Here is a 22,781-nt window from a genome sequence, read left to right as displayed (position 1 = left end):
CATGTGGAGTGTGTAGTATTGATGCAAAAGGTGAGTGAGTAAGAACATTGTATTGCCAGTCTCAATGAAAGGTTTTCGAATCTGTCAGAGAGATTGGTTTTTATTTTTATTACAAATTGTTCAAAGTAAATTAGTGGCGGACAGCAATAATGCTAGGTAGTCTGTGGGAACTGATCATAATAAAGTTAATAGCGAACTATTTCGTCCGAATGCGAACATAAGTTCTTGAAAAAAACTATTATATAAGATAGAATAATATAGAAAATCTATATAAAAATATAGAATAAAGGGGGTATAATATGAGTTTTTGTTACGATAAACTGTGGAAACTGTTAATTGACCATGAGATGAACAAAACGGATCTACAGAAAAAAATAGGCACTACACCAGCAACTATTGCGAAAATGGGTAGAAATGAAACAGTAAGCTTGCAAACGTTAGGTAAGATTTGTGAGACTTTTAATTGTGATTTAAGTGATATTGTAGAGTATAGACAGGAGGAACATAGTGAGTAATAGTAATGGATTGAATGTATTAGACTTATTTTGTGGAGCTGGCGGACTTTCAAGAGGGTTTATGGACGCTGGTTTCAATATTGTTTTAGGTGTAGATTTTGATGATAATGCACTTAAAACATTTAAGGAAAACCACAATGGTGCAGAGGCAATGAAATTAGATTTATTTAATCATGAAAATATTCATTGTATTAAAGAAAATTTAGATAGTCGTAATCTGAAAATAGATGTCCTAGTAGGTGGTCCTCCATGCCAGGGATTCTCCTTAGCTGGACCTCGTGAGGAAAATGATAGTCGAAATACCTTGTATACTGCCATGGTAAAAACAGCCGGATTGTTAAAACCCAATGTTGTTATACTGGAAAATGTTCCAGGATTGTTAACTTTGTTTGATGGAAAGGCAGCAAGAAGGATACACGAAGATTTTGAAGAAGTAGGCTATAATATGAAAAGCAAAATACTTTATGGGCCTGAGTTTGGTATTCCTCAAATAAGAAAAAGAGTATTTTTTGTAGGTGTGAGAGAAGGATACGAGTTTGAATTTCCAACTCCAATAATAACAAAAGAAGAAGATTTTATTACAACAAAAGATGCAATTAGCGACTTACCATCTCGAGAAAATGACATTGGAAAAAACATTGATGAATATGAAAACAAACCACAAACCGATTATCAAAGAAAAATAAGAAATAATTCAAAAGTTCTTTATAATCATGTTGGGGCAAATCATATTGAGAAAACAGTAAAATTAATCTCTATGGTCCCAGAAGGAAAAAATTATAAATCGCTACCTGAAGAGTATAGTGAGCAATTTAAATACAATGAGGCTTTGACTAGATATCACTCGAATAAACCGTCTCTTACAATTAATACTGGACATAGATCACATTTTCATTATCGATACAATAGAATTCCTACTGTAAGAGAAAGTGCAAGATTACAAAGTTTTACGGACGATTTTATATTTTTTGGGCCAAAGACTGAGCAATATAAATTGGTTGGAAATGCGGTTCCTCCCATTTGGGGATACCATTTAGGGACTCAAGTGGAAAAAACTTTACAAGAGGTGAAGTTACAAGATGAGTAGTAGTAGTCAATATAAATTTATCGACTTATTTGCAGGTTGTGGAGGATTGGAGGAAGGCTTTTTACAATCAGGAAATTTTATTGATGTTGCAGCAGTAGAATGGAAAAAGCCACAGGTTGATACTTTAAGAAATCGATTAAAAACAAAATGGGGTGTAAGTGACCCAGATCGTAGGGTGTTACATTTTGACATTCAGAGGGAAGAAGAATTATTTCAGGGGTGGAATGATAATGAGTTTGGAACTCACGAAGGTTTAGATAGTCTAGTGAGGGAGTCTGAAGGAATAGATGTTATTATAGGTGGGCCACCATGCCAGGCATATTCTGTAGCTGGTAGAGTAAGAGATGAGAATGGTATGAGAAATGATTATAGAAATTATTTATTTGAACACTATTTAAGCATAGTTGATAGATACAAGCCTAATGCTTTTATTTTCGAAAATGTCCCTGGTATGTTAAGTGCCAGCCCCAATGGAATACCAATTCCAAAAGAGATTAGTCAAGGTTTTAAGTCAATTGGTTACACAATAACAGATGATTTAAAAAATGAAGCGCTTATTAATGCGGCGGATTTTGGAGTACCTCAGAATCGTAAAAGAGTAATTATTTTAGGTTTGCGTGACGATATTTTCGGAGAAAACAACCAAAATCTAATTAGTGTTTTCTATAAAAAATACTTAAATAGTAAAAAATCCACAAAAATATATACAGTTGAAGATGCTATCGGTGATTTACCAATCATCACTCCTATTTTTGATGAGAATGAAAGAGGAGCTAGAAAATCATATTTAATTCCTCGCAGTGATGTTTCTTGGCACAAATCCAGATACCATAACCTTCGAGATATGAATATATTCAAGAAATTAGCTAAAGATATTGAGGATGAAACTTTTGAATTCACTGATAGTAAAGCATTAACAAATCTTTACTATGAAGAAATTGGATCTAAATCACCAATTCATAGATATCATGTGCTTAGAAAAGATGAACCAAGTACAACAATAATTGCTCATCTTTATAAAGATGGCAATAGATATATTCACTATGATTCAAGTCAAGCAAGAACAATTACACCAAGAGAAGCAGCACGAATTCAGTCGTTTCCAGATGATTTTGAATTTATTGGAAGCCAAACAAGTACGTTTGAAATGATAGGTAATGCGGTACCACCACTTTTAGGGAAAAAAATAGCTGACGGGCTCTCTGAATTCTTAGACGATTATTATAAGGAGGTATAAGATGTTTAGATATTTATTTACAAATGATATAAGAATCTCGACACTAGCTGACCGATTAATAGAAACAGCGAATATGGTTCAAACAGATACGGTCCCGTCTGCTTCTGAAAATAAATCTGCTAATAATAATGCTAACACATTAATTTTTTATTTTAATTTGTATAAGGATAATGGTAATACAACAGCTGCAATAAACGGTTATGTTAAAGAAGTTGTATTAAACTTTATGATTAAATTTCAATTCCCTAATCCTAGAACAAAAAATAGTTTTAGAAATTCTCATGAGGATGGTATAAAGCTAAAACCATACCAAGAAATTTTTAGATTATTGTATATCGGGAGTTTTGAAAACCCCGACTTTTATTTAACATCTGATGAGATCTTTAAATTTATCTTCCTCAATCCACGGGTAGCCAAGACAAACGAAATTAATTATATAGAAGTACTTAATGATTTAAAAATATATAGAGAGACTGAAGATTTACCAGAATATATAAATGATAGTAATGATAGTTGGGAATGGAAGCAAAAGGATAGGCAGTTAAAAGAATTGTTAGAAATTATTAACTGGTCGGATTATGCGCAATTTGAAGATGATAAAGTTATGATTACTGAGCAAGAGTTGCCTTTGGAAGTAAAGGCAATAATATTTGACGTCATAACTAAAGGTACATTTATCGAATCAAACATGGATGATTTTGAAGACTTTAGAGAAGAATATAAAACTCAAATGAATATGGTTGGGTACCAGTCAAATTCAATGCAAGAAATAGAATATAATTCAAAAATTAAACAAGGTTTACCGAGAAATAAAATTATATTTGGAGCTCCTGGGACGGGGAAAAGTTTTAGATTAAACGAGGAAAAAGATGCCTTATTAAAAGATGGAGGAGAATATGAACGAGTGACATTTCACCCGGATTACTCTTATGGTGCATTTGTAGGTACTTATAAGCCAATCCCCACTATTGATTCTAGGGGGGAGGAATCTATTTCTTATGAATATGTTCCAGGACCCTTTATGAGACTGTTTGTTAAGGCGATTAAAAATTTAAATAGTGATGAGCAAGAAAGACCTTTTTTACTACTTATTGAAGAAATTAATCGGGCAAATACAGCTGCGGTATTTGGGGATGTATTTCAATTGTTAGATAGAAAAGAAAACATTAGTGAATATCCAATTCAAACTTCTGAGGATATGCGTAAATATTTATCAAAAGAATTAGGTGGATTACCAGATAATTATCGAGAAATCAAACTACCAGGAAATCTATTTATATGGGCAACAATGAATAGTGCAGATCAAGGAGTGTTCCCGATGGATACGGCTTTTAAGAGAAGATGGACCTTTGAATACTTAGACGTGGATGCAAATGAAAATGAGATTTCTAATCTTTATGTTTTCTTAGGAAGTAGTGCAAAAGAAAAAAAAGTTAAATGGAATGAATTACGTAAGGGGATTAATGATTACTTATCAAATGAAAGGATTAATGAGGATAAGTTAATAGGGCCGTTCTTTATTAATGTATTAGACATAGTTGAAGATGAGGAATCTGAAATTATTATTAAAGAGGAGTTTACGGATGTCTTTAAAAACAAATTGTTAATGTACCTATTTGAAGATGCCGCTCGACAACGTAGAGATATTTTTAGTGGAGCAGGAACTGATAGTAATCGCTTTTCTAAAATATGTCAGAAGTTTGATGAAATTGGAATTGAAATTTTTGATAAAGAAGTCATTAAGGATGTCACTGATTATAAGGTGAATGACGAATGATTGCACGATTTATTAAAGAACAGAAAAGATACACACTAAACGAGTTAACAACATTGTATGATGTTACTGAACAACGCATGATTTCTGTCCTGAAACGATTAAGAAGTATTGGTGTGTTGAAAATCGTAAGTAATACGGAGAATCAAGTAAGTAGAACTGATTTATTAGATGGTGAGGATCTTATAAATGATGAGCAGTTAGGAAATAAAAATTATCTATATGTGTTTAAGTTCGTTGGTATAATTGTAGTAGCGGATATTATTTTTAAGTGTTATCCAAAATATATATTCTCTGCAATTATAGAAAAGCCATTTATAAAAGTGTTGAAAGTTTTGAAAAAGTACAATTCTGATTCACAAAAAATTCCACATTTTAATGATTTTAACTTAGATGAACCGTACAATCCTTTGGCAACTACGCTATATTTAATAAGAGATTTCTATGAGTATGGACTTTATCAAAAGGAAGAATTAATTTATGAAACTAATGGCGAGGGGGCTATACATTGGGAAAAAACGATAAACGAAACATTTATGATAATGGAAAATAATCGACCATATTATCCTGAATTAATAACTAAGAAAAAACAATTGGATTCTTTAGACTATTTCAGAAGATTGCACCGTTATATAGTAACACAATGTAGTTTAGAGCTAGAGGTAGCGGGGCTTCTTGAATATTTTGAACTATTACCTGTTTACGAATCGTATGAGGCATTCGAAGATTTTGGAGATACTAACTATATACTCAATCAACTTGAAAAAGAAATTAATATTCAGTTTAATACAAGACTACAATTCGTATTAAAATTGATGTATATCTATATTTATAAACATAATTCTTTTGATTTTGACTTTGAAATTGGGATATATGGCACTTCGCATTTCCATACTATATGGGAGAAGGTGTGCCAGGAAGTCTTTGATAACCAACTAGAAAAACCTCTAGCTAATTTGAAATTACCTAAGGTTCTTAATGTAGATAAATATAGTCCAGATGATACATTACTTAGTATTATAGAGAAACCACTTTGGAAAAATAAAAGTTCACTCGGAAAAGAGGCTTATGCAAGTGGAACATTTATTCCAGATTGTATTGTTTTAAATAAGAGTGGAGGAATATCGTCATTTGAAATTATTGATGCTAAGTACTACACACCACGTTTCAACGAAAGTGGAAAAATAATAGGACAGCCAGGGATAGGGGATGTATCGAAACAGTTTCTATATCAAATGGTTTATGATGAATTTGTGAAGGAACATAATATTTCGATAATTAACAATTACTTTGTCATGCCGACTGAATCCGCTGAAGAAAATTCGTTATTTGTAAGTATGAATCTGTTTGAAAAAATTGGGTTGCGTGAAATACAGGTTATATTTGCTGATGCTAATGTTTTATATGAAGCATATTTGATAGGGGAGAAATTATTGTTAAAGAACTAGAAATCTGGAAGGTGTGATTCATATTTCGAAGCTATTTAGGAATCTTATTAATAATGATTATATAGATGACATTTACGATGGGATTATTGAATTCATCGATGAAGAAATTGACTCATTGGACTTGAAATTAAAACTATTAGATGAAATAAATGAGATTGAACTAGAAGATTTTCGAGTGAAACATGTCCATTTATTTGAGACTGAGACATCGATTATTGAATTTCAATTGGTTGTAGAAACTGATATCGCTGCATATGAAATATCCAGGCATGACGATGACTATGAACTGGTTCATCAATGGCTTATATTAGATTGTTCATGTGAGATAGAAAATCTGAAGTCTAGCTTTAATATAAAAAATATAGATGTATATAGAAAAGGGTCTATTCGAAAAGGTAATAAGTATGATGAAAACCTAATCCCGATTATGAAAAAGGAAGATTATGAAAAATATGCTCATAGGATATTAGAAAACTATTATCCTGAGGCCTTAAATAATCCAACTCCAATCAACCCGTTAATACTTGCTGAAAAAATTGGAGTTAAAGTTATTGAAAGACAAATAGATAAGGATTGCTTAGTTTTTGGTCAGACATATTTTAAGGATAAAAGCACTGAATTTTATGAATTAGAATCTGATTCTTATGTTCAAGAAGTTGTTAAAGAGGGGACTATTGTGGTTGACCCACAAAATTTCTTCTTAAGAAATATTGGCTCAGTATCAAATACTATTGCACATGAGATTGTTCACTGGGTCTATCATAAAAATGCTTTTCTACTTCAAAGGTTAAATGATACTGAAATTACTAATATGACTAGTCTTGTTAAAGGTGGTATGAGAGAAACATTTGGAGATAATCTAACAGAATGGATGGAGAGACAAGCTAATGCGCTTGCGCCCAAAATATTAATGCCACTTGGACCTTTTAAGACAAAAGCATTTTCTCTAATTCGGAAATTATCAGAAGGATTAGATGAGATTGATCGCTTGGATTCTATGTCGCGAGTAATTGATGAATTAGCAAGTTTTTTTCTTGTTTCGAAACAATCAGTTAAGATACGCCTTTTAGAAACAGGATTTAGAGAGGTGCTTGGAATTAATATATATCTAGATAATGACTATGTATTACCGCATAAAGTTAGTGCTGGAGTAGAGTGGCCGACCAACATAACTTATTCTCTAGATATAAAAGATGCGGCAATTTTATCTATAAGTAATCCCGTTTTATCAGATTTACTTCAGAGTGGAAAATATCAGTTTATCGATAATCACTTTGTATTGAACCATCCGGATTTTGTTCAGATTAATCTCTTTGGGCAGCAAGAGTTAACCAATTATGCTAGAACTAATATTGATATATGTTGTCTACCATTTGAAATCCAAGTTACTAATAGTAGTTTTGCTTCAGAGGTATATTTTACACACTGTATATTATGTAGGGACGCCGATTCCAAATTAGTTTTTAACTATTCATTTGATGCAGAGGGATTAACAGTTGAAGAAGAAACAGAACAAATAAAGTATTATCTAGATGAAGTTTCAGGATTATTAAGAAATTTTCCTAGATCCTTTCCAGAGGCGCTTACAGTATGTATGGAATGGTCAGATATGAGCCAAAATGAAATATCAGAAAAATCACATCTAGATGTAAAAACTATTCAAAGACTAAAAAATGGCGAGACAACTAAACCAGATATTAAAACAATAATTTGTTTATGTATAGGAATGAAATTACACCCAGAAATTAGTTTAGCATTAATTAATGAATCGCCTTATAAACTAGGTAATTCGAATCAAGATTTGGCATATAGGTTTATTCTAACTAGTTGTTACACTTTGTCGATTGAGGAGTGCAATCAGAAATTAGCCGGACTAGGAGTAGAAACTTTATAAAATTTTAGGAAGAATAGACATTCGATGTCCATAGTAAGAACGTTAATTTAATAGTGTTTTATAACTTTAAAGAGCTGAAAAGCTCTTTTTTTTTGCACTTTTTTGGACAACCTATTCCTATATTCAAGGTAGCGATTATCACAGATAATATAAGTAGAATTAAATGGAGGTGATTACTTTGGCAAAGTCAAACCGAAAACAGACTTCAAAGTCAGTTGCTCGCAAAGCTTCTCGCATTTTACGAGACAAGCGTTACAGCAAAACTAGCAAGTCAGTTGCAGGTTCCGCATTATCTCAGACACGTCGAGGTCGTAAGTAGTTAATCGCATAAATTCATGGCTTTGATGGTGAGCCATTAATCATCATCAAATTAAATATCACAACGCCTGATATGCATTAGGGCAGAAGGATACATGGTCATTTTTGTTAGGTCGCAAGACCAATATCAAGAATGATGGAAGTAGCCTTACCTTAATGCGCCCATTTTCATCAGGTGGAGTAGGTCTGTGCACTTCCAAGGTCACAGGCCTATTTTTTGTCTCCTTTTGTTCGAGTGCTCCTTAGGCAATAAGGAGACAAATATGAAAAAACGTGTCGTAACAGTAAAAACAGTAAAACAGATTAATGGTAAAAATGTCCTTGTTAATCAAGAAGTTGAAGTCACAGAAGAAATCTACTTAGAAATGATGCGTCCTGTATGGCGCGAACAAAAACAGACTCAACGTGCCTATGAAGATATCAATGTTGCTTGGTCAAATTATGAAGAAGAAAAATCTGACTGGATGCCGGGTACACCAGACCAATTTACCGCTATGGGTGGTACTGGTGAACCAATCAGTCAATTGAAGATGGGATTGCCACTGTCCTTGGATCGGATTGCTGAAGATACGAACTTTGAAGCGTCGGCACGAGAGAATGTCGAAGCAGCAGCCGAAGCCCTCCTACTATCTGAAGCTTTCGAGGAAGTACTGAATGATTTTTCTGAGCGTAACAAAATGATTATGTCTCTATTATTGATTGACGAGATGACTGAACGAGAAGTAGCTCTGATTGTTGGCTGTTCACAAAAAACGGTTAATAATACCAAAAGGAAATTACTGCCAATTATCCAAGAAACAATGAAAGATTGGAAATAATTATTCTAATTGATTACTCAAGTTAACCCTAATTGTCCTAAGAGAGATGGAAGGAAAAATCAATGTCCCCATCTTTCTTGGAGACACTTAATTAAAATATCTTTCCAAAAAGTTACTCAAAGTGGATGCAGATGTCCTAAGAGGTTTGGAAGGAGGAAATTGGATTGGAACAAACGACCAATGAAGAAATAGCAAACAGCTTGATGGCTATTTCAATTGTAACGAAGAAGCTCGCCCGTCAAGTCATGTCAAACAGTAAAGGAGATAAATATGTCGAGAATGAAAATGTACCTACAGGTTCAAGAAGATGCACAGAATTTAGTAGACAGTCTCAACGTACTATTAAGTTCTATGAATAATGATGACCCCGTTGAAGATGTCGAAGAAGAAATTCATCCAGTTTCCTTTGAAGCGATTCAAATGTTCTTAGCAGAGAAATCAAGAGATGGATTTACTTCTGAAATCCGCTCGCTCATTCAACAATTTGGTAGCAGTAAATTAAGTGAGCTGGATCCTAAGGTCTATCCAGATTTGTGGAAAGCAGTGGAGGAATTAGCAGATGACCAATAAGAAACATGCGTTGCTATCTGCATCAAGCTCTCATCGGTGGCTAAAGCATGCTCCGATTGCTCTTCTCGAAGCGATGGTTCCTGAAGAAGAATCATCTGAAGCAGCATTTATTGGAACAGAAGCTCATAATTATGGCGCATTCCTCATTAGTGAGAAGTTAGGAAGAGAGTTATTTTATCAAGAAAATTTTGTTCTTGATGAAGAAATGAGGGCATATACCGAAGATTATGCAAATTATGTCATTGAACAAAAAGAAGCTTTAGGTGATAACACTTTAATTTTTATTGAACAAAGTGTTGATTATTCTAAGTATGTCCCTGAAGGGTTTGGCACGGCTGATATTATTTTGGTTTCTAAACACACTTTACACATTATTGACTATAAAACAGGACGATATTACGTCAATCCCGAGAACAACACTCAGCTTTTGCTGTACGCCCTCGGTGCTCTAGAGTTAGTAGAAAGCATCTATGACATCGAAGAAGTTCGTATGACTATCTACCAACCGCGTATTGGTAATGTGTCTACTTGGACCATGGATGCCGATCCCATTTTAGAATGGGCAAACGGTGAACTGAAGGTCAAAGCCATGCAAGCCGCTAAAGGAGAAGGCACCATTGAATACGGTGATTGGTTAGCGATGACCAAAATCAGAGCCATCTCAAAAGACCGGGCTAATCACCATTTAGAGTTACGTAAATATCAGCTCAAAGAAGCGCATTTATTGAATGATGAAGAAATGGCCGAGGTTTTATCGCACGTTGATGATTTGGTGAAGTGGGTCAAAGACGTTAAAGAATATGCTCAGAAACAAGCAGTTGAAAATGGAAAACAGTATAACGGCTTCAAGTTAGTTGAAGGAAGATCAACTCGTAAGTATGTGGATGCCAAGCTAATCGAACAGCGAGCAGTGGAACAAGACATTGAAGATATCTATCAATTATCTTTATTACCACTTACTAAGCTCGAAGCAAAATTAGGTAAAACGGAATTCCAAGAAGTATTTGGTGACTTAATCACAAAACCATCAGGCAAACCAACCCTGGTTCCTGAATCCGATGGTCGCCCAGAAATTGTTAAACACGATGTAAATGAAGATTTTAATTAAAAAAGGAGAAAAATAATATGTCTAAACAGAATACTAAAGTGGTAACAGGTGAAGTTCGCTTATCTTATGCAAACCTCTGGGAGCCCCGTCCAGGAATGAATGGTGGCAAAGACAAGTACTCAGTGAGCTTGATTATTCCGAAATCCGATACAGAAACGATTCAGAAAATTGAAGCTGCAATTGATGCAGCGATTGAGGTAGGTATCGGCAAATTTGGTGGTAAGAAACCGAATAAGGCGGCTTTGAAGTTGCCACTTCGTGACGGTGATGTAGAACGTGAAGATGAAGCGTATCAAGATGCCTATTTCATCAATGCTAATTCAGTCCAAGCACCTCAAATTGTTGACCAGTCAGTGCAACCAATTCTTGAACGCTCAGAAGTGTACTCAGGTGTGTATGCTCGCGTGTCATTAAACTTCTATGCCTATAACGTTAACGGCAACCGAGGTGTGGCGGTAGGATTAGGTAATGTACAAAAGCTACGTGACGGGGCGCCTTTAGGTGGTCGTACTTCAGCCACTTCAGACTTTGATGCTGTTGATGATGACTTTCTAGCTTAAGGAGGACTATAGATATGGAAATTTTGTACGTATTTCTTGAGTTATTGATTCATTTTGCAGGTGGTTGGCAACTTGGAAAATGGTTAGCTCATATAATCTTCTGGATAGTCTTAAAAATTCGAGGGGAAAAGTAAAATGGAAATTTTAGTCAATATCTTCTTCATCGGACTGGGCCTTACTTGGCTCGTCCGAGTCGGAGTCGCAACCTATGTCGACGTGAGAATGAAGCTAAGGGAGTTAGATAAGGATGGACATCAAAAGCCTAAATATTGATATCGAAACTTATTCTTCGGTCGACTTATCAAAGGCGGGTGTCTATAAGTACGCGGAGAGCGAGGACTTTGAGGTCCTCCTTTTCGCTTATTCAATTAATCAGGGACCAGTTGAGGTAATCGATTTGGCTCAAGGAGAGTTCTTACCAGAAGAAGTGATATCAGCAATACAAGACGACCGCGTTAAAAAGTGGGCATTCAATGCAAATTTTGAACGGATATGTCTATCGAGTTATTTAGGACAGTCCCTCAACCCAGAATCATGGTACTGCACGATGGTTTGGTCAGCATATTTAGGTTTACCCCTATCTTTAGAAAAGGCTGCTCAAGTATTAGGTACTGACGAGCAGAAGCAATCAGAGGGTAAAGCGCTCATCCGTTATTTTTCAGTGCCTTGTAAACCCACTCAAGCGAACGGTCAGCGCACACGAAACCTACCGAACCATGATCGCATAAAATGGCGAGCATTTAAAGAATACAACAAACAAGACGTTGAGACAGAAATGGCGATTCAAGAACGTTTATCACATTTTCCAATACCAAAAATGGAATGGGCACATTATCACTTAGACCAGCGAATCAATGACTATGGCATAGAGGTAGATCCGATACTTGTGAATCAAGCCATCAAATTCGATGAACAATTACGAGATGAAAATATGAGACGGTCGATTCAATTAACTGGCCTAGAAAATCCGAATTCTCCAACACAATTGAAAGAATGGTTAAACAACCAAGGTTTACCCATTAAGTCGCTGGCTAAAAAGGAAGTAGAGAGTGCGCTTGCTGATGCTACTGGAACAGTCAAGGAAGTCCTGGAACTACGCCAAGAACTATCGAAGTCAAGTGTTCGTAAGTACCATGCGATGGAAAATGTCATGGGGAATGACCAAAGAGCCAGAGGACTGCTTCAGTTTTATGGTGCCAATCGCACAGGCAGATATTCTGGTCGGCTCATCCAAGTTCAGAATTTAAGACGAAATAATCTAGCTAATCTTGAACTCGCGAGAAGTCTGATTAGAGAGGGTTGTTTTGAAGATTTGGAACTCGTTTATGATAGTCCCTCGGATGTTTTGTCTCAGTTAATCAGAACGGCTTTTGTTCCTAAAGATGGTCATCGATTCATTGTCTCTGATTTCTCAGCCATTGAAGCGCGAGTATTGGCATGGTTAGCGGGTGAACATTGGAGATTAAAAGCATTTGAAGCTGGGGCAGATATTTACTGTCAATCAGCATCACAAATGTTTAATGTCCCGGTTGAGAAAAATGGGGTGAATGGCCATCTCCGTCAAAAAGGGAAGATATCCGAATTGGCTTGTGGCTATCAAGGATCCGTCGGTGCTTTAAAAGCAATGGGAGCTTTAGAGATGGGACTTGAAGAAGTTGAATTAAAAGGCATTGTCGATTCCTGGCGGTTTGCCAATCCGCATGTTGTTCAGTTTTGGTGGGACATGGATGCATCTGTAAAACATGTAGTGAAGTCCAGAGAATCGGTTTACTTAAAGTCCCTGGTTTTGTCCTACCAGAAAGGGATGCTGTTTATCAAACTCCCGAGTGGAAGAAGGCTTGCCTACCCTAAACCCCAAATGGGATTGAACCGCTTCGGTGGAGAGTCGGTTACCTATGAGGGAATTGCTGTAGGAAATAAATGGGAACGCATCGAAAGCTATGGTGGTAAGTTTGTCGAAAATGTCGTACAAGCCATCGCACGAGATATTCTAGCAGAAGCCATGCAACGACTGGCATCAGCGGGGTATCAAATTGTTATGCATGTCCACGATGAGGTTGTGCTTGAAGTGCCGATTGGAGAATCAACTATTGAAGAAGTCAATGAAATAATGAGAGAACAACCAAAGTGGGCAAACGGACTGCCTTTGGATGCGGACGGCTTTGAGTGTCTCTTTTACCAGAAAGATTAGGAGGTTATATTGTGAATCAAAAAGAATGGGAGAACGGATCAGGTTACTATGACCCGACCGCCTATAAGGCAATTAAGAAAGTAAGTTATTTACCCATTGTCTATATCTGCTCACCATATTCTGGTGATGTAGAATTTAACACTAAAGCAACTCGGCAATATTCTCGTTTTGCCTTAGATAAAGGAACATTACCTATCGCACCGCATCTTTTATTCCCACAGTTTATGAATGACTTGGATGTGGAAGAACGTCAACATGCGATGCGCATGAATTTAATACTATTAGGACGTTGTGAAGAATTATGGGTGTTTGGTGATGAGTTATCTGAAGGGATGCGGCAAGAAATTAAACGAGCCCAGCATCGGAATATGATGATTCGCTGGTTTAATCAAGACTGCCAGGAGGTTAATAGATGATTTTATACACAACTAAGACCAGGGAGAAGGCCAATAGCTTTATCTTTCCTAATCGCATTGAAGCACATCATGAAGAAGAATTTAAGGAAGCCATGCAGTATGACCATGTGACGGCAGAGTATGAAAATAATCATCGCGCTAATGCGAATTTTATTTCGTCCAATGTCGTCGTAATGGATTTAGATAATGACCACTCCAATGATGCGTCTGATTGGATAGATATTGAGGATGTGAAACTAGTATTTGAGGGTGTGAAGATGGCTTTGGTATCGAGTCGAAATCATTGGAAACAGAAAGAAAACCAATCACCGCGACCTCGTTTCCATGTCTATTTCCCAGTTCATCCCATTCATGATGCAACCGAGTATCGTCAAATTAAAGATGCAATTCTTAACTTTTTTCCCTACTTCGATGCGAACGCAATGGACAGTGCGCGTTTAATATTTGGTGTTGAAAATCCAAACGTTCAATTCGTTAAAGGGGACCAATTTGTTACCGATATATTGGTTGATGATTTTGAAGAATGGGATGCCAGTCAGAATTTAATTCTTGAAGGTGGTCGTAATAACTTTATGAGCCAGTATGCTGGTCGAGTTTTGATTCGATTAGGCGATACCGATGAAGCACGAAAGTTATTTAATCAAAAATCGCTGTTATGTTCGCCACCATTACCCGATGAGGAATTGGATAAAATTTGGCAGTCAGCCTTAAAGTTTGGTCAACGTGTTTCTAAATCGCCAGACTATATTCCGCCAGAACAATTCAAGCCCAGTTTGACCTTAAAACCAACTGACTACTCTGATGTGGGGCAAGCGACAGTATTGGCTGAGGAATACCAAAGAAAGCTACGATATTCTCCAGCAACAGATTATTTAATTTATAACGGAAGTTACTGGGAAGAATCGAAACCGAAGTCATTAGGAGTTGCTCAAGAACTAACCTTTCGTCAGTTAGAAGAAGCTGAACAACAGATTATCGAATTTACAACGCAGCTGGAACAGAATGGCGGCCTAGCCATTATTGAAAGTGTTGGAGATAAGAAGGCCTTAGAGGTATTTAACAAACAACAGAGAATTGCCTTTCAAAATTTACAAGTAGCTAAAGTTTATCAGAAGTATGCGATTAAACGTCGTGATGATCGTGGCATTAATGCATCACTCCGTCAGGCTCAGTCAATGCTAGAAATCAATCACTCAGATTTGGATACCAATGAGTTCTTGTTAAATACACCCAGTCAGACCATTAATCTAATGACCGGTGAAGTACTTGACCATAATTCAGAGGATTTTATTACGAAACAAACGACAGTCGATTCGGGGAAAGAAAACTTAAAGATTTGGTTAGATGCCTTGGACACGTTCTTTCTGGGTGATACAGAGTTAATTGACTATGTACAACAAATCGTTGGCCTTTCAATTATTGGAAAAGTATATGTCGAAGCCTTGATTATTGCTTATGGCGATGGTCGTAACGGGAAGTCGACGTTTTGGAATACCATCTCACGTATCCTAGGAAACTATGGTGGGAATTTATCAGCGGATGTATTAACGGTCAATAACCGAAGAAATGTGAAACCAGAATTGGCAGAAGCTAAAGGCAAACGTCTACTCATCTCTGCCGAGCTTCAAGAAGGGATGCGACTGAATACCTCAATCGTTAAACAGCTTTGTTCCACCGATGAAATCTTTGCTGAGAAGAAGTACAAGTCACCATTTAGCTTTGTCCCAAGTCATACCTTAGTCCTTTACACGAATCATCTACCAAAGGTCGGTGCCATTGACCGTGGAACTTGGCGACGATTAGTCGTGATTCCATTTGAAGCAAAAATAGAAGGGCGCAGTGATGTGAAGAATTATGGCGACCATCTATACCATGAAGCGGGCGGAGCCATCTTGTCATGGATGATTGAAGGGGCGAAAAAGGTAATTGCTTCAGACTTCAAGATATCTCTTCCTCAAAAGGTACGGGATGCCATTGAGGATTATAAAGAAAGTAATGATTGGTTGGGGCAATTCCTCAATGAATGTTGTGAGTTAGATACTACGTTTATGGAGAAGTCTGGCCCTTTGTATGAAGAATATCGAGCTTTCTGTTTTAGAACAGGTGAATATGCTCGAAGTACCACTGATTTTTATGCAGCACTTTCAACTGAGGGCTTTGTTCGTCGACGTCGGAGTGATGGAAATTACATCCAAGGATTGAAGTTAAATTCAGAATTTTCTTAAAACATGATGATATCAACGATAGTGGAGGCTGTGGAACCTATATATAGGAGTTTTTCATATAGATAAAAAAATAAAACACTATATATAAGTTATATATGCAGCTTACACAGCTTCCACTAATGTTATTAAATCAACGTTTATCAATGAGGAGTTAACATGCAAAAAATAAGTGAATATAAAATTGAAGAACATTTGGTAAAAGCTGTGAAAGCACACGGCGGGTTATGTATAAAAATAAATACAACAAGCATGACGGGCTTACCCGATCGGTTACTTTTATTACCTAGAGGGAAGTTTGCTTTTGTAGAAGTGAAGAGACCTGGCATAAAACCTAGACCTATCCAAGTGAAGCGAATGAACGATTTGAAACAGTTAGGGTTTCAATGCTATGTGCTGGATAGTTTAAAACAAATAAATTTTATCATTGAGGAGGTGACAGCCAATGAAGTTTAACCCTTATCCTTATCAAGCAGCGATGATTGATTACATTGAAAGGCATGAAGTGAGTGCCTTATTCCTACAAATGGGTTTAGGGAAAACAGTGATTACCTTATCTGCAATTCACAATTTGATGTTTGATTCCTTTGAAGTTAAGAAGGTATTAATTATTGCACCGATACGAGTCGCAAGAGACACTTGGCCAGATGAGTGTGATAAATGGGAACACCTAAAGTTACTCAATTATTCAACGGTCATTGGCAGTGCGAAAGAACGAACCCTTGCATTGAAGCAGAAAGCGGATATCTATTTTATTAACCGCGAGAATGTTGATTGGTTGGTTAATAAAACTGAGCTTCCATTTGATTTCGATATGGTTGTGATTGATGAATTGTCTAGCTTCAAATCACATACTGCGAAACGATTCAAAGCATTAGTCCAAGTTAGACCATTCATCAGACGGATGGTAGGGCTAACTGGAACCCCGTCGAGTAATGGGTTGATGGACTTATGGGCTCCTTTTAGAATTCTTGATAAAGGTGAACGTCTGGGACGATTTATTACCCATTATCGAAACACATACTTTGAACCCGATAAACGGAATGGCATGATTATCTATTCATACAAGTTACGTCTTGGTGCTGAAGAAGCTATCTATGAAAAAATTGGAGATATTACTGTTTCCATGAAAGCAGAAGACTATCTGGATATGCCAGAGCTAGTGATGAATCAAGTAGGTGTTGAACTATCTAATAAAGAACAAGCTACTTATGATCAACTCAAAAAAGATATGTTGGTGACCTTGGGAGACAAAGAAATTGATGCAGTCAATGCTGCAGTGCTCTCTGGCAAGTTACTTCAGATGGCTAGTGGTAGCGTGTATGGGGAAAAACGTGAGTCAATTCATCTTCATGATAAAAAGTTAGATGCTTTGGAAGATTTAATCGAGGGTGCGAATGGAAAACCACTCCTTCTTATTTATTGGTACAAGCATGAACTTCTCCGAATCAAGGAACGGTTCGATGTGAGAGAACTTAAAAGTAAACAGGATTTTAGAGATTGGAATAAGGGAGCAATTCCAGTGGCAGTGATTCATCCAGCCAGTGCGGGACATGGTTTGAACTTACAATCAGGTGGTTCAACGATTGTGTGGTTCACTTTAACATGGTCCTTAGAATTATACGAACAAACGAATGCGAGATTATATCGGCAAGGTCAAACCGAGAGTGTGGTCGTTCACCATATCATAGCCAAGAACACCTTGGATGAATACGTGCTTAAAGCTTTGGAAAATAAAAGCAAAGGTCAAAATGCCTTGATTGATGCGGTAAAAGCAGACATGGAGGTGAGTTAATGCAAAACCCTTACGAACGATTAGCTCATGCGATTGTATTACAAGCTGTCAAAGACTATCGAAGTGCTTGTAGACAATTGAAGAGAAATCCTAATAGTGAAGCTGCCAACCGTCATTTGATTTCTTGCGAGAAGTTTTTCTTATCCGAATGGTTCAAAGAAATCACAAATGCTGATGGTAAGTTGATTCTTAATAAATTAAATGAGGAGGTCGAAGTGTTTGATACCTAAGAAATTTTTACAACAAGCTTTTTATTTGGATCAGCGTATTAACAGTAAAATTGAACAGATTGCTACACTGAACTCCTTGGCACGAAAAGCAACGAGCACCTTATCGGATATGCCTAAAGCACCAGGACGCAATACTTCTCGGTTGGAAGACATTATCGTGAAGATTGTGATGCTTCAAGAAGAAATCAATAATGACATTGATTCTTTAGTCGATATCAAAATTCGAATTACTGAAATGATTAATGACATGGAAGATAAAGAGCAACAGATGGTTTTGGAAAAAAGGTACTTGAATTTTTCATCCTTTGAGCAGATAGCAGTCGACTTAAACTTTAGTATTCAGCATGTCTTTCGAATTCATAAACAAGCACTGTCAGAAATTGAGCCAGTCATAAAAGAGTATGAAGAAAATAAAGATGAGAGTAAATGAGAGAGAATGAGAGTAAGCCTTAGTGATATAGTTAAGGTGTAGAAAAATGTGAACATGACAGCCTTGGGAGGAAACTCTCAGGGTTCTTTTTATGGAGTGAAGTTTATGCCTAGGAAACCTAAACGTCCTTGTTCTTTTCCAAATTGTTCAGAGCTAGTGGATGGACGATTTTGTAAGGAGCATGAGCGTCAAGAGAATAAACGCTATGAAAAATATCAGCGTGACCCAGAAACTGCAAAAAGATATGGGAGAGCGTGGCGGAAGATTCGAAACAAATTTATTAGAGAGCATCCTTTGTGCCAACAATGTTTGAAAGACAGTAGACTAAAAACTGCAGAAGAAGTTCACCATATCTTACCTTTGAGACGTGGCGGAACACATGATGAAAGTAATTTGATGGCTTTGTGTAAATCATGCCACTCAAGAATTTCAGTTTTGGACGGAGATCGCTTTGGTAAAAAATAATGCGTGAGGGGTGGGGGAGGTCGAATCTCTGAAATTTTTCACCCTGGATAACGGTGTCGCCCAAACACGCACAAAAAAAGCAGTTCAAAGGGGGTATTAAAGGCGAGTCAATAAAGGAGGAAGATTATATGGCGCGAGATGGAACTAGACGCGGGGGCAGACGTCCTCGTTCAGGTGAAAAGCCTGAAGCTTTGGTTGATAAATTAGCCAAAGGAAAACCAGCTAATATTATGGACCTACCTGACTTTAGTCCCAACCCATTAAGCGCTGATGAACTGGAAGTGGACTGCAATCCTCAAGGAAAAGACATGCCAAATCCGTCCGAATATTTGTCAGCCAAACAACGTGATGGCACTGACCTTGGTGCAAGTGTAATTTATACAGAAACATGGGAGTGGCTCAAAGATAGAGGATGTGAGCGACTAGTAAATAAGCGTCTAATTGAAACCTATGCGCAAGCCATGGCCAGGTACATTCAATGCGAAGAAGCAATCTCAACATTTGGTCTTTTAGGAAAACATCCCACAACAGGTGGTGCCATTGCTAGTCCATTTGTTGGGATGAGTCAAAATTATCAAAAACAAGCAAGTCTCATCTGGTATGAGATTTTTGACATTGTTAAACAAAATTCAACAACTGCTTATGTAGGGAATCCAATGGAAGACACCATGGAGCGGTTACTGAGAAAGAAAGGGAATGGTTAAATGTTTAAGACTGCTGAGAGTGTCTGTATGGGGCATCCCGATAAATTATGTGATTATATCGCAGACTCTATTTTAGATCGTTGTCTATTATATGATCGTAATGCTCGAGTTGCTTGTGAGGTATTAGCAACCGACGGAAAAATAATTCTAGCCGGTGAAATTTCAACGAGTGAAGAAGTCAATGTATTCGATGTGGTCGAGGTAGCTCTTTGGGAGAGTGGTTATAACCCTGATGACTTTGAGGTTTACAACTTAATCAATAAGCAAAGTGCAGATATCGCATCTGCCGTTAATCAATCATTAGAAGCTAGACAAGGCGAAAAGACCTCATATAACCTACTAGGTGCTGGCGATCAAGGAACGGTTTATGGTTATGCGACAAATGAAACAAACTCATGCTTACCGTTAGCATTGGAGTTGGCGCATAAGTTATGTAAGCGACTTGATACTTTACGAGTTGATGGTGTAATTGCTGGCATTCATTCTGATGCGAAATCTCAAGTGACCCTTGAGTATGATGGGGAGCGATTATGTCATGTTCATACTATTTTGATATCTGTACAACATGATGAGGGTAAGGATATGCAACAATTGAGAAGTGAATTGATTTCAGAAGTGATTCTTCCAATTTTTGAACATTACCCAATTGATGAGGACACGACTATTTTAATCAATCCCTCTGGACGCTTTGTAACAGGTGGCCCTACAGCAGATACTGGTTTAACAGGTCGTAAGATTATGGTAGATACTTACGGTGGCTTAGCAGCTCATGGTGGCGGTGCTTTCTCAGGAAAAGATCCAAGTAAAGTAGACCGTTCTGCTGCTTATATGGCGCGTTATATTGCCAAGAATTTTGTGAAAGCAGAAATATGTTCAGAGTGTTCTGTCTCTTTATCCTATGCGATTGGTAAGGCGAGACCAGTAATGGTACAAGTTTCGTCTCACGGCACGAGTGAATATAGTGATGAAGTGCTGACGGATTTTACGCAACGATATTTTAATTTGAAACCAGGAGCAATTATTGACTTCCTAGATTTACGTAAACCTAAATACCGTAGAACAGCTCGTTATGGTCATTTTTCATCATTTATCTATTTATGGGAAAGAACCTTCGAGTCATACAAAATAAAGGAGGCCCTGGAAGAGTATGCAGATTAAAAAGAAAAAACTTACCGATTTAATTCCAGCGGACTACAATCCAAGAAAAGACCTCCAACCGGGTGATGCTGAATATGAAAAACTAAAGCGTTCTGTTGAGACATTTGGCTATGTGGAACCTATCATCTGGAATGAACAAACAGGTCGAATTGTGGGTGGCCATCAACGCTTAAAGGTAATGCAAGATTTAGGGTATCAAGAGATTGAGTGTGTGATTATTGATATCGATGAATCCCAGGAGAAAGCACTGAACGTTGCTTTGAATAAGATATCTGGTTCATGGGACGAAGATAAACTCATGAGCTTGATTACCGATTTGGAAGGCTCTGATTTTGATGTCTCTCTCACAGGGTTTGATGTGGCGGAGTTGGATGAACTCTTTAAAGACACGCTTACGGATGGCATTGAAGATGACGATTTCGATGTGGAAGAAGAACTAAAACGGCCAGCCATTTCTAAACACGGTGATATTTGGACGTTAGGTAGACATCGCTTATATGTGGGAGATTCCACGGAACAAGAGTCTTATGAACGATTGATGGAAAATAAGCAAGCAAATATAGTGGTCACAGACCCACCTTATAATGTGGACTATGAGGGAAGTGCTGGTAAGATAAAAAACGATAAAATGGAAAATCAAGCCTTTTATGAATTCTTGTTAGCTGCTTTTACCCATATGGAAAAGGTAATGACGAATGAAGCATCGATTTATGTATTTCATGCTGACACAGAAGGATTTAACTTTAGACGGGCATTTCAAGAAGCCGGGTTCTATCTATCGGGTACTTGTATTTGGAAGAAAGAATCACTCGTATTAGGACGCTCTCCATACCAATGGCAACATGAACCGATTCTCTTTGGTTGGAAGAAGAAAGGGAAACATTTATGGTATTCAGGTCGTAAAGAAACAACCATCTGGGAATACGATAAACCTAAGCGTAATTCAGACCATCCTACGATGAAGCCGATTCCTCTGTTATCTTATCCCATAATGAATTCGTCTACTTCAAATGCTATTGTTCTAGATCCTTTTGGAGGAAGTGGTTCAACTTTATTGGCCTGTGAACAAACGGATCGTATTTGTTATACGATTGAGTTGGACGAGAAATTTGCGGATGTCATTATAAAACGATATATAGAATTAATTGGTAAATCTGATGAAGTCTCTGTAGAAAGGGATGGAGTCAGCTTTTTATTTACAGAAATTGAGGAGTTGCAAGATGACTAGCCTTACTTTAGGCTCATTATTTGATGGTTCCGGTGGCTTTCCCTTAGCGGCTAAATTAGTAGGAATCAAACCAATATGGGCTTCAGAAATTGAACCATTTGCGATTCGTGTCACAACCAAACGATTACCTGAAGTTCAACATTTAGGAGACATTACGCAATTGAATGGTGCTGATATAGCACCTGTTGATATTATTTCATTTGGTAGTCCATGTCAGGACTTATCGATTGCAGGTGGTCGACAAGGACTTCAAGGGAGACAATCGAATCTATTCTATGAAGCAATACGTATCATTAAAGAAATGAGGGTAGCTACCAATGACACAAAACCAAGATATATCTTATGGGAGAATGTCTGTGGCGCATTCTCATCAAATAAAGGAGCCGACTTCCAATCCGTTTTGGATGCAGTTATCCAGGTCAAAGGATCGTATCCCACGGTGCCTATGCCTGAAAACGGAAAATGGCCCTACAGCGACTACCTTATGGGAGACGGATGGTCCATTGCTTACCGAGTTCTTGACGCTCAATACTTCGGAGTGCCCCAACGTCGTCGTAGAGTCTTCCTTGTCGCAGATTTTGATGGAGAACGTGCTAGAGACATATTATTTGAG

Annotated in this window: 22 protein-coding genes; all 22 read left to right on the top strand. The window is 37.2% G+C overall.

Annotated elements, in window-relative coordinates; translation table 11 throughout:
• Positions 1–299 precede the first annotated feature (299 nt).
• On the top strand, positions 300–515 hold the full coding sequence (locus tag T408_RS0108030; protein ID WP_028119470.1) for a helix-turn-helix domain-containing protein: 216 nt from the start codon (positions 300–302) through the stop codon (positions 513–515).
• On the top strand, positions 508–1,602 hold the full coding sequence (locus tag T408_RS0108025; RefSeq protein WP_211230837.1) for a DNA cytosine methyltransferase: 1,095 nt from the start codon (positions 508–510) through the stop codon (positions 1,600–1,602). Before T408_RS0108030 ends, T408_RS0108025 begins: the two co-directional genes overlap by 8 nt.
• Positions 1,595–2,839 (top strand): DNA cytosine methyltransferase, encoded by a 1,245-nt coding sequence (locus T408_RS0108020; protein WP_028119468.1) that lies wholly within the window; start codon positions 1,595–1,597, stop codon positions 2,837–2,839. The genes T408_RS0108025 and T408_RS0108020 overlap by 8 nt, the downstream gene beginning before the upstream one ends.
• 1 nt (position 2,840) lies before the next feature.
• The gene (locus tag T408_RS11840; protein ID WP_051444850.1) at positions 2,841–4,616 is read left to right on the top strand and encodes an AAA family ATPase; all 1,776 of its coding nucleotides are present in this window, start codon (positions 2,841–2,843) and stop codon (positions 4,614–4,616) included.
• On the top strand, positions 4,613–6,061 hold the full coding sequence (locus T408_RS0108010; protein ID WP_028119467.1) for an LlaJI family restriction endonuclease: 1,449 nt from the start codon (positions 4,613–4,615) through the stop codon (positions 6,059–6,061). Before T408_RS11840 ends, T408_RS0108010 begins: the two co-directional genes overlap by 4 nt.
• A gap of 13 nt (positions 6,062–6,074) precedes the next feature.
• Positions 6,075–7,955 (top strand): ImmA/IrrE family metallo-endopeptidase, encoded by a 1,881-nt coding sequence (locus tag T408_RS0108005; protein WP_028119466.1) that lies wholly within the window; start codon positions 6,075–6,077, stop codon positions 7,953–7,955.
• 581 nt (positions 7,956–8,536) lie between these two features.
• Complete coding sequence (locus tag T408_RS0108000) at positions 8,537–9,091, top strand: sigma-70 RNA polymerase sigma factor region 4 domain-containing protein (RefSeq protein WP_006702264.1); 555 nt, start codon at positions 8,537–8,539, stop codon at positions 9,089–9,091.
• Positions 9,092–9,361: 270 nt separating this feature from the next.
• Positions 9,362–9,661, top strand: a complete 300-nt coding sequence (locus T408_RS0107995; RefSeq protein ID WP_006702263.1) for a hypothetical protein — start codon at positions 9,362–9,364, stop codon at positions 9,659–9,661.
• A complete protein-coding gene (locus T408_RS0107990; protein WP_028119464.1) occupies positions 9,651–10,769 on the top strand; it encodes a DUF2800 domain-containing protein in 1,119 nt (372 codons plus the stop codon). The genes T408_RS0107995 and T408_RS0107990 overlap by 11 nt, the downstream gene beginning before the upstream one ends.
• Before the next feature lie 17 nt (positions 10,770–10,786).
• Entirely contained in the window at positions 10,787–11,329 is a 543-nt protein-coding gene (locus T408_RS0107985; protein WP_028119463.1) for a DUF2815 family protein, read from the top strand.
• A gap of 247 nt (positions 11,330–11,576) precedes the next feature.
• Positions 11,577–13,520 (top strand): DNA polymerase, encoded by a 1,944-nt coding sequence (locus T408_RS0107970; RefSeq protein ID WP_211230836.1) that lies wholly within the window; start codon positions 11,577–11,579, stop codon positions 13,518–13,520.
• Positions 13,521–13,531: 11 nt separating this feature from the next.
• Entirely contained in the window at positions 13,532–13,936 is a 405-nt protein-coding gene (locus T408_RS0107965) for a DUF7768 domain-containing protein (protein WP_028119461.1), read from the top strand.
• A complete protein-coding gene (locus T408_RS0107960) occupies positions 13,933–16,161 on the top strand; it encodes a phage/plasmid primase, P4 family (RefSeq protein WP_028119460.1) in 2,229 nt (742 codons plus the stop codon). Before T408_RS0107965 ends, T408_RS0107960 begins: the two co-directional genes overlap by 4 nt.
• A 156-nt stretch (positions 16,162–16,317) precedes the next feature.
• Positions 16,318–16,614 carry a PDDEXK family nuclease gene (locus T408_RS0107955; RefSeq protein WP_211230835.1) on the top strand — a complete coding sequence of 99 codons (297 nt, stop codon included), beginning with the start codon at positions 16,318–16,320 and terminating at the stop codon, positions 16,612–16,614.
• Positions 16,604–17,953: a DEAD/DEAH box helicase gene (locus T408_RS0107950; protein ID WP_028119458.1), complete on the top strand. Its 1,350-nt coding sequence runs from the start codon at positions 16,604–16,606 to the stop codon at positions 17,951–17,953. Before T408_RS0107955 ends, T408_RS0107950 begins: the two co-directional genes overlap by 11 nt.
• Positions 17,953–18,183, top strand: coding sequence for a hypothetical protein (locus T408_RS0107945; protein ID WP_028119457.1), 231 nt, complete (start codon positions 17,953–17,955; stop codon positions 18,181–18,183). Before T408_RS0107950 ends, T408_RS0107945 begins: the two co-directional genes overlap by 1 nt.
• Positions 18,173–18,613, top strand: coding sequence for a DUF1492 domain-containing protein (locus T408_RS0107940; protein ID WP_028119456.1), 441 nt, complete (start codon positions 18,173–18,175; stop codon positions 18,611–18,613). Before T408_RS0107945 ends, T408_RS0107940 begins: the two co-directional genes overlap by 11 nt.
• 54 nt (positions 18,614–18,667) lie before the next feature.
• Complete coding sequence (locus T408_RS0107935) at positions 18,668–19,078, top strand: HNH endonuclease (protein ID WP_449267333.1); 411 nt, start codon at positions 18,668–18,670, stop codon at positions 19,076–19,078.
• Between the two features lie 128 nt (positions 19,079–19,206).
• On the top strand, positions 19,207–19,782 hold the full coding sequence (locus tag T408_RS0107930) for a P27 family phage terminase small subunit (RefSeq protein WP_028119454.1): 576 nt from the start codon (positions 19,207–19,209) through the stop codon (positions 19,780–19,782).
• Entirely contained in the window at positions 19,783–20,940 is a 1,158-nt protein-coding gene (gene metK, locus T408_RS0107925; protein WP_028119453.1) for a methionine adenosyltransferase, read from the top strand. It begins immediately after the preceding gene.
• Positions 20,930–22,168 carry a site-specific DNA-methyltransferase gene (locus T408_RS0107920; RefSeq protein ID WP_028119452.1) on the top strand — a complete coding sequence of 413 codons (1,239 nt, stop codon included), beginning with the start codon at positions 20,930–20,932 and terminating at the stop codon, positions 22,166–22,168. Before metK ends, T408_RS0107920 begins: the two co-directional genes overlap by 11 nt.
• Positions 22,161–22,781: DNA cytosine methyltransferase (locus T408_RS0107915; protein WP_028119451.1), on the top strand; the 621-nt coding region annotated here is incomplete at its 3' end. The genes T408_RS0107920 and T408_RS0107915, both read left to right, overlap by 8 nt.

The organism is Hutsoniella sourekii ATCC 700629, assembly GCF_000518205.1.
Taxonomy (GTDB): Bacteria; Bacillota; Bacilli; order Lactobacillales; family Aerococcaceae; genus Hutsoniella; species Hutsoniella sourekii.
Note: the sequence above shows the minus strand (reverse complement) of the source record. Positions and strands in the feature narration are given on the sequence as shown.

Bases quoted from the DNA above. Each gene is read 5' to 3' on its own strand.
- T408_RS0107935 (WP_449267333.1), top strand. From the start codon at position 18,668: ATGACAGCCTTGGGAGGAAACTCTCAGGGTTCTTTTTATGGAGTGAAG.
- metK (WP_028119453.1), top strand. From the start codon at position 19,783: ATGTTTAAGACTGCTGAGAGTGTCTGTATGGGGCATCCCGATAAATTA.
- T408_RS11840 (WP_051444850.1), top strand. From the start codon at position 2,841: ATGTTTAGATATTTATTTACAAATGATATAAGAATCTCGACACTAGCT.
- T408_RS0108030 (WP_028119470.1), top strand. From the start codon at position 300: ATGAGTTTTTGTTACGATAAACTGTGGAAACTGTTAATTGACCATGAG.
- T408_RS0107985 (WP_028119463.1), top strand. From the start codon at position 10,787: ATGTCTAAACAGAATACTAAAGTGGTAACAGGTGAAGTTCGCTTATCT.
- T408_RS0107990 (WP_028119464.1), top strand. From the start codon at position 9,651: ATGACCAATAAGAAACATGCGTTGCTATCTGCATCAAGCTCTCATCGG.
- T408_RS0107945 (WP_028119457.1), top strand. From the start codon at position 17,953: ATGCAAAACCCTTACGAACGATTAGCTCATGCGATTGTATTACAAGCT.
- T408_RS0108020 (WP_028119468.1), top strand. From the start codon at position 1,595: ATGAGTAGTAGTAGTCAATATAAATTTATCGACTTATTTGCAGGTTGT.
- T408_RS0107960 (WP_028119460.1), top strand. From the start codon at position 13,933: ATGATTTTATACACAACTAAGACCAGGGAGAAGGCCAATAGCTTTATC.
- T408_RS0107995 (WP_006702263.1), top strand. From the start codon at position 9,362: ATGTCGAGAATGAAAATGTACCTACAGGTTCAAGAAGATGCACAGAAT.
- T408_RS0107920 (WP_028119452.1), top strand. From the start codon at position 20,930: ATGCAGATTAAAAAGAAAAAACTTACCGATTTAATTCCAGCGGACTAC.
- T408_RS0108010 (WP_028119467.1), top strand. From the start codon at position 4,613: ATGATTGCACGATTTATTAAAGAACAGAAAAGATACACACTAAACGAG.
- T408_RS0107970 (WP_211230836.1), top strand. From the start codon at position 11,577: ATGGACATCAAAAGCCTAAATATTGATATCGAAACTTATTCTTCGGTC.
- T408_RS0107955 (WP_211230835.1), top strand. From the start codon at position 16,318: ATGCAAAAAATAAGTGAATATAAAATTGAAGAACATTTGGTAAAAGCT.
- T408_RS0108000 (WP_006702264.1), top strand. From the start codon at position 8,537: ATGAAAAAACGTGTCGTAACAGTAAAAACAGTAAAACAGATTAATGGT.
- T408_RS0107930 (WP_028119454.1), top strand. From the start codon at position 19,207: ATGGCGCGAGATGGAACTAGACGCGGGGGCAGACGTCCTCGTTCAGGT.
- T408_RS0107950 (WP_028119458.1), top strand. From the start codon at position 16,604: ATGAAGTTTAACCCTTATCCTTATCAAGCAGCGATGATTGATTACATT.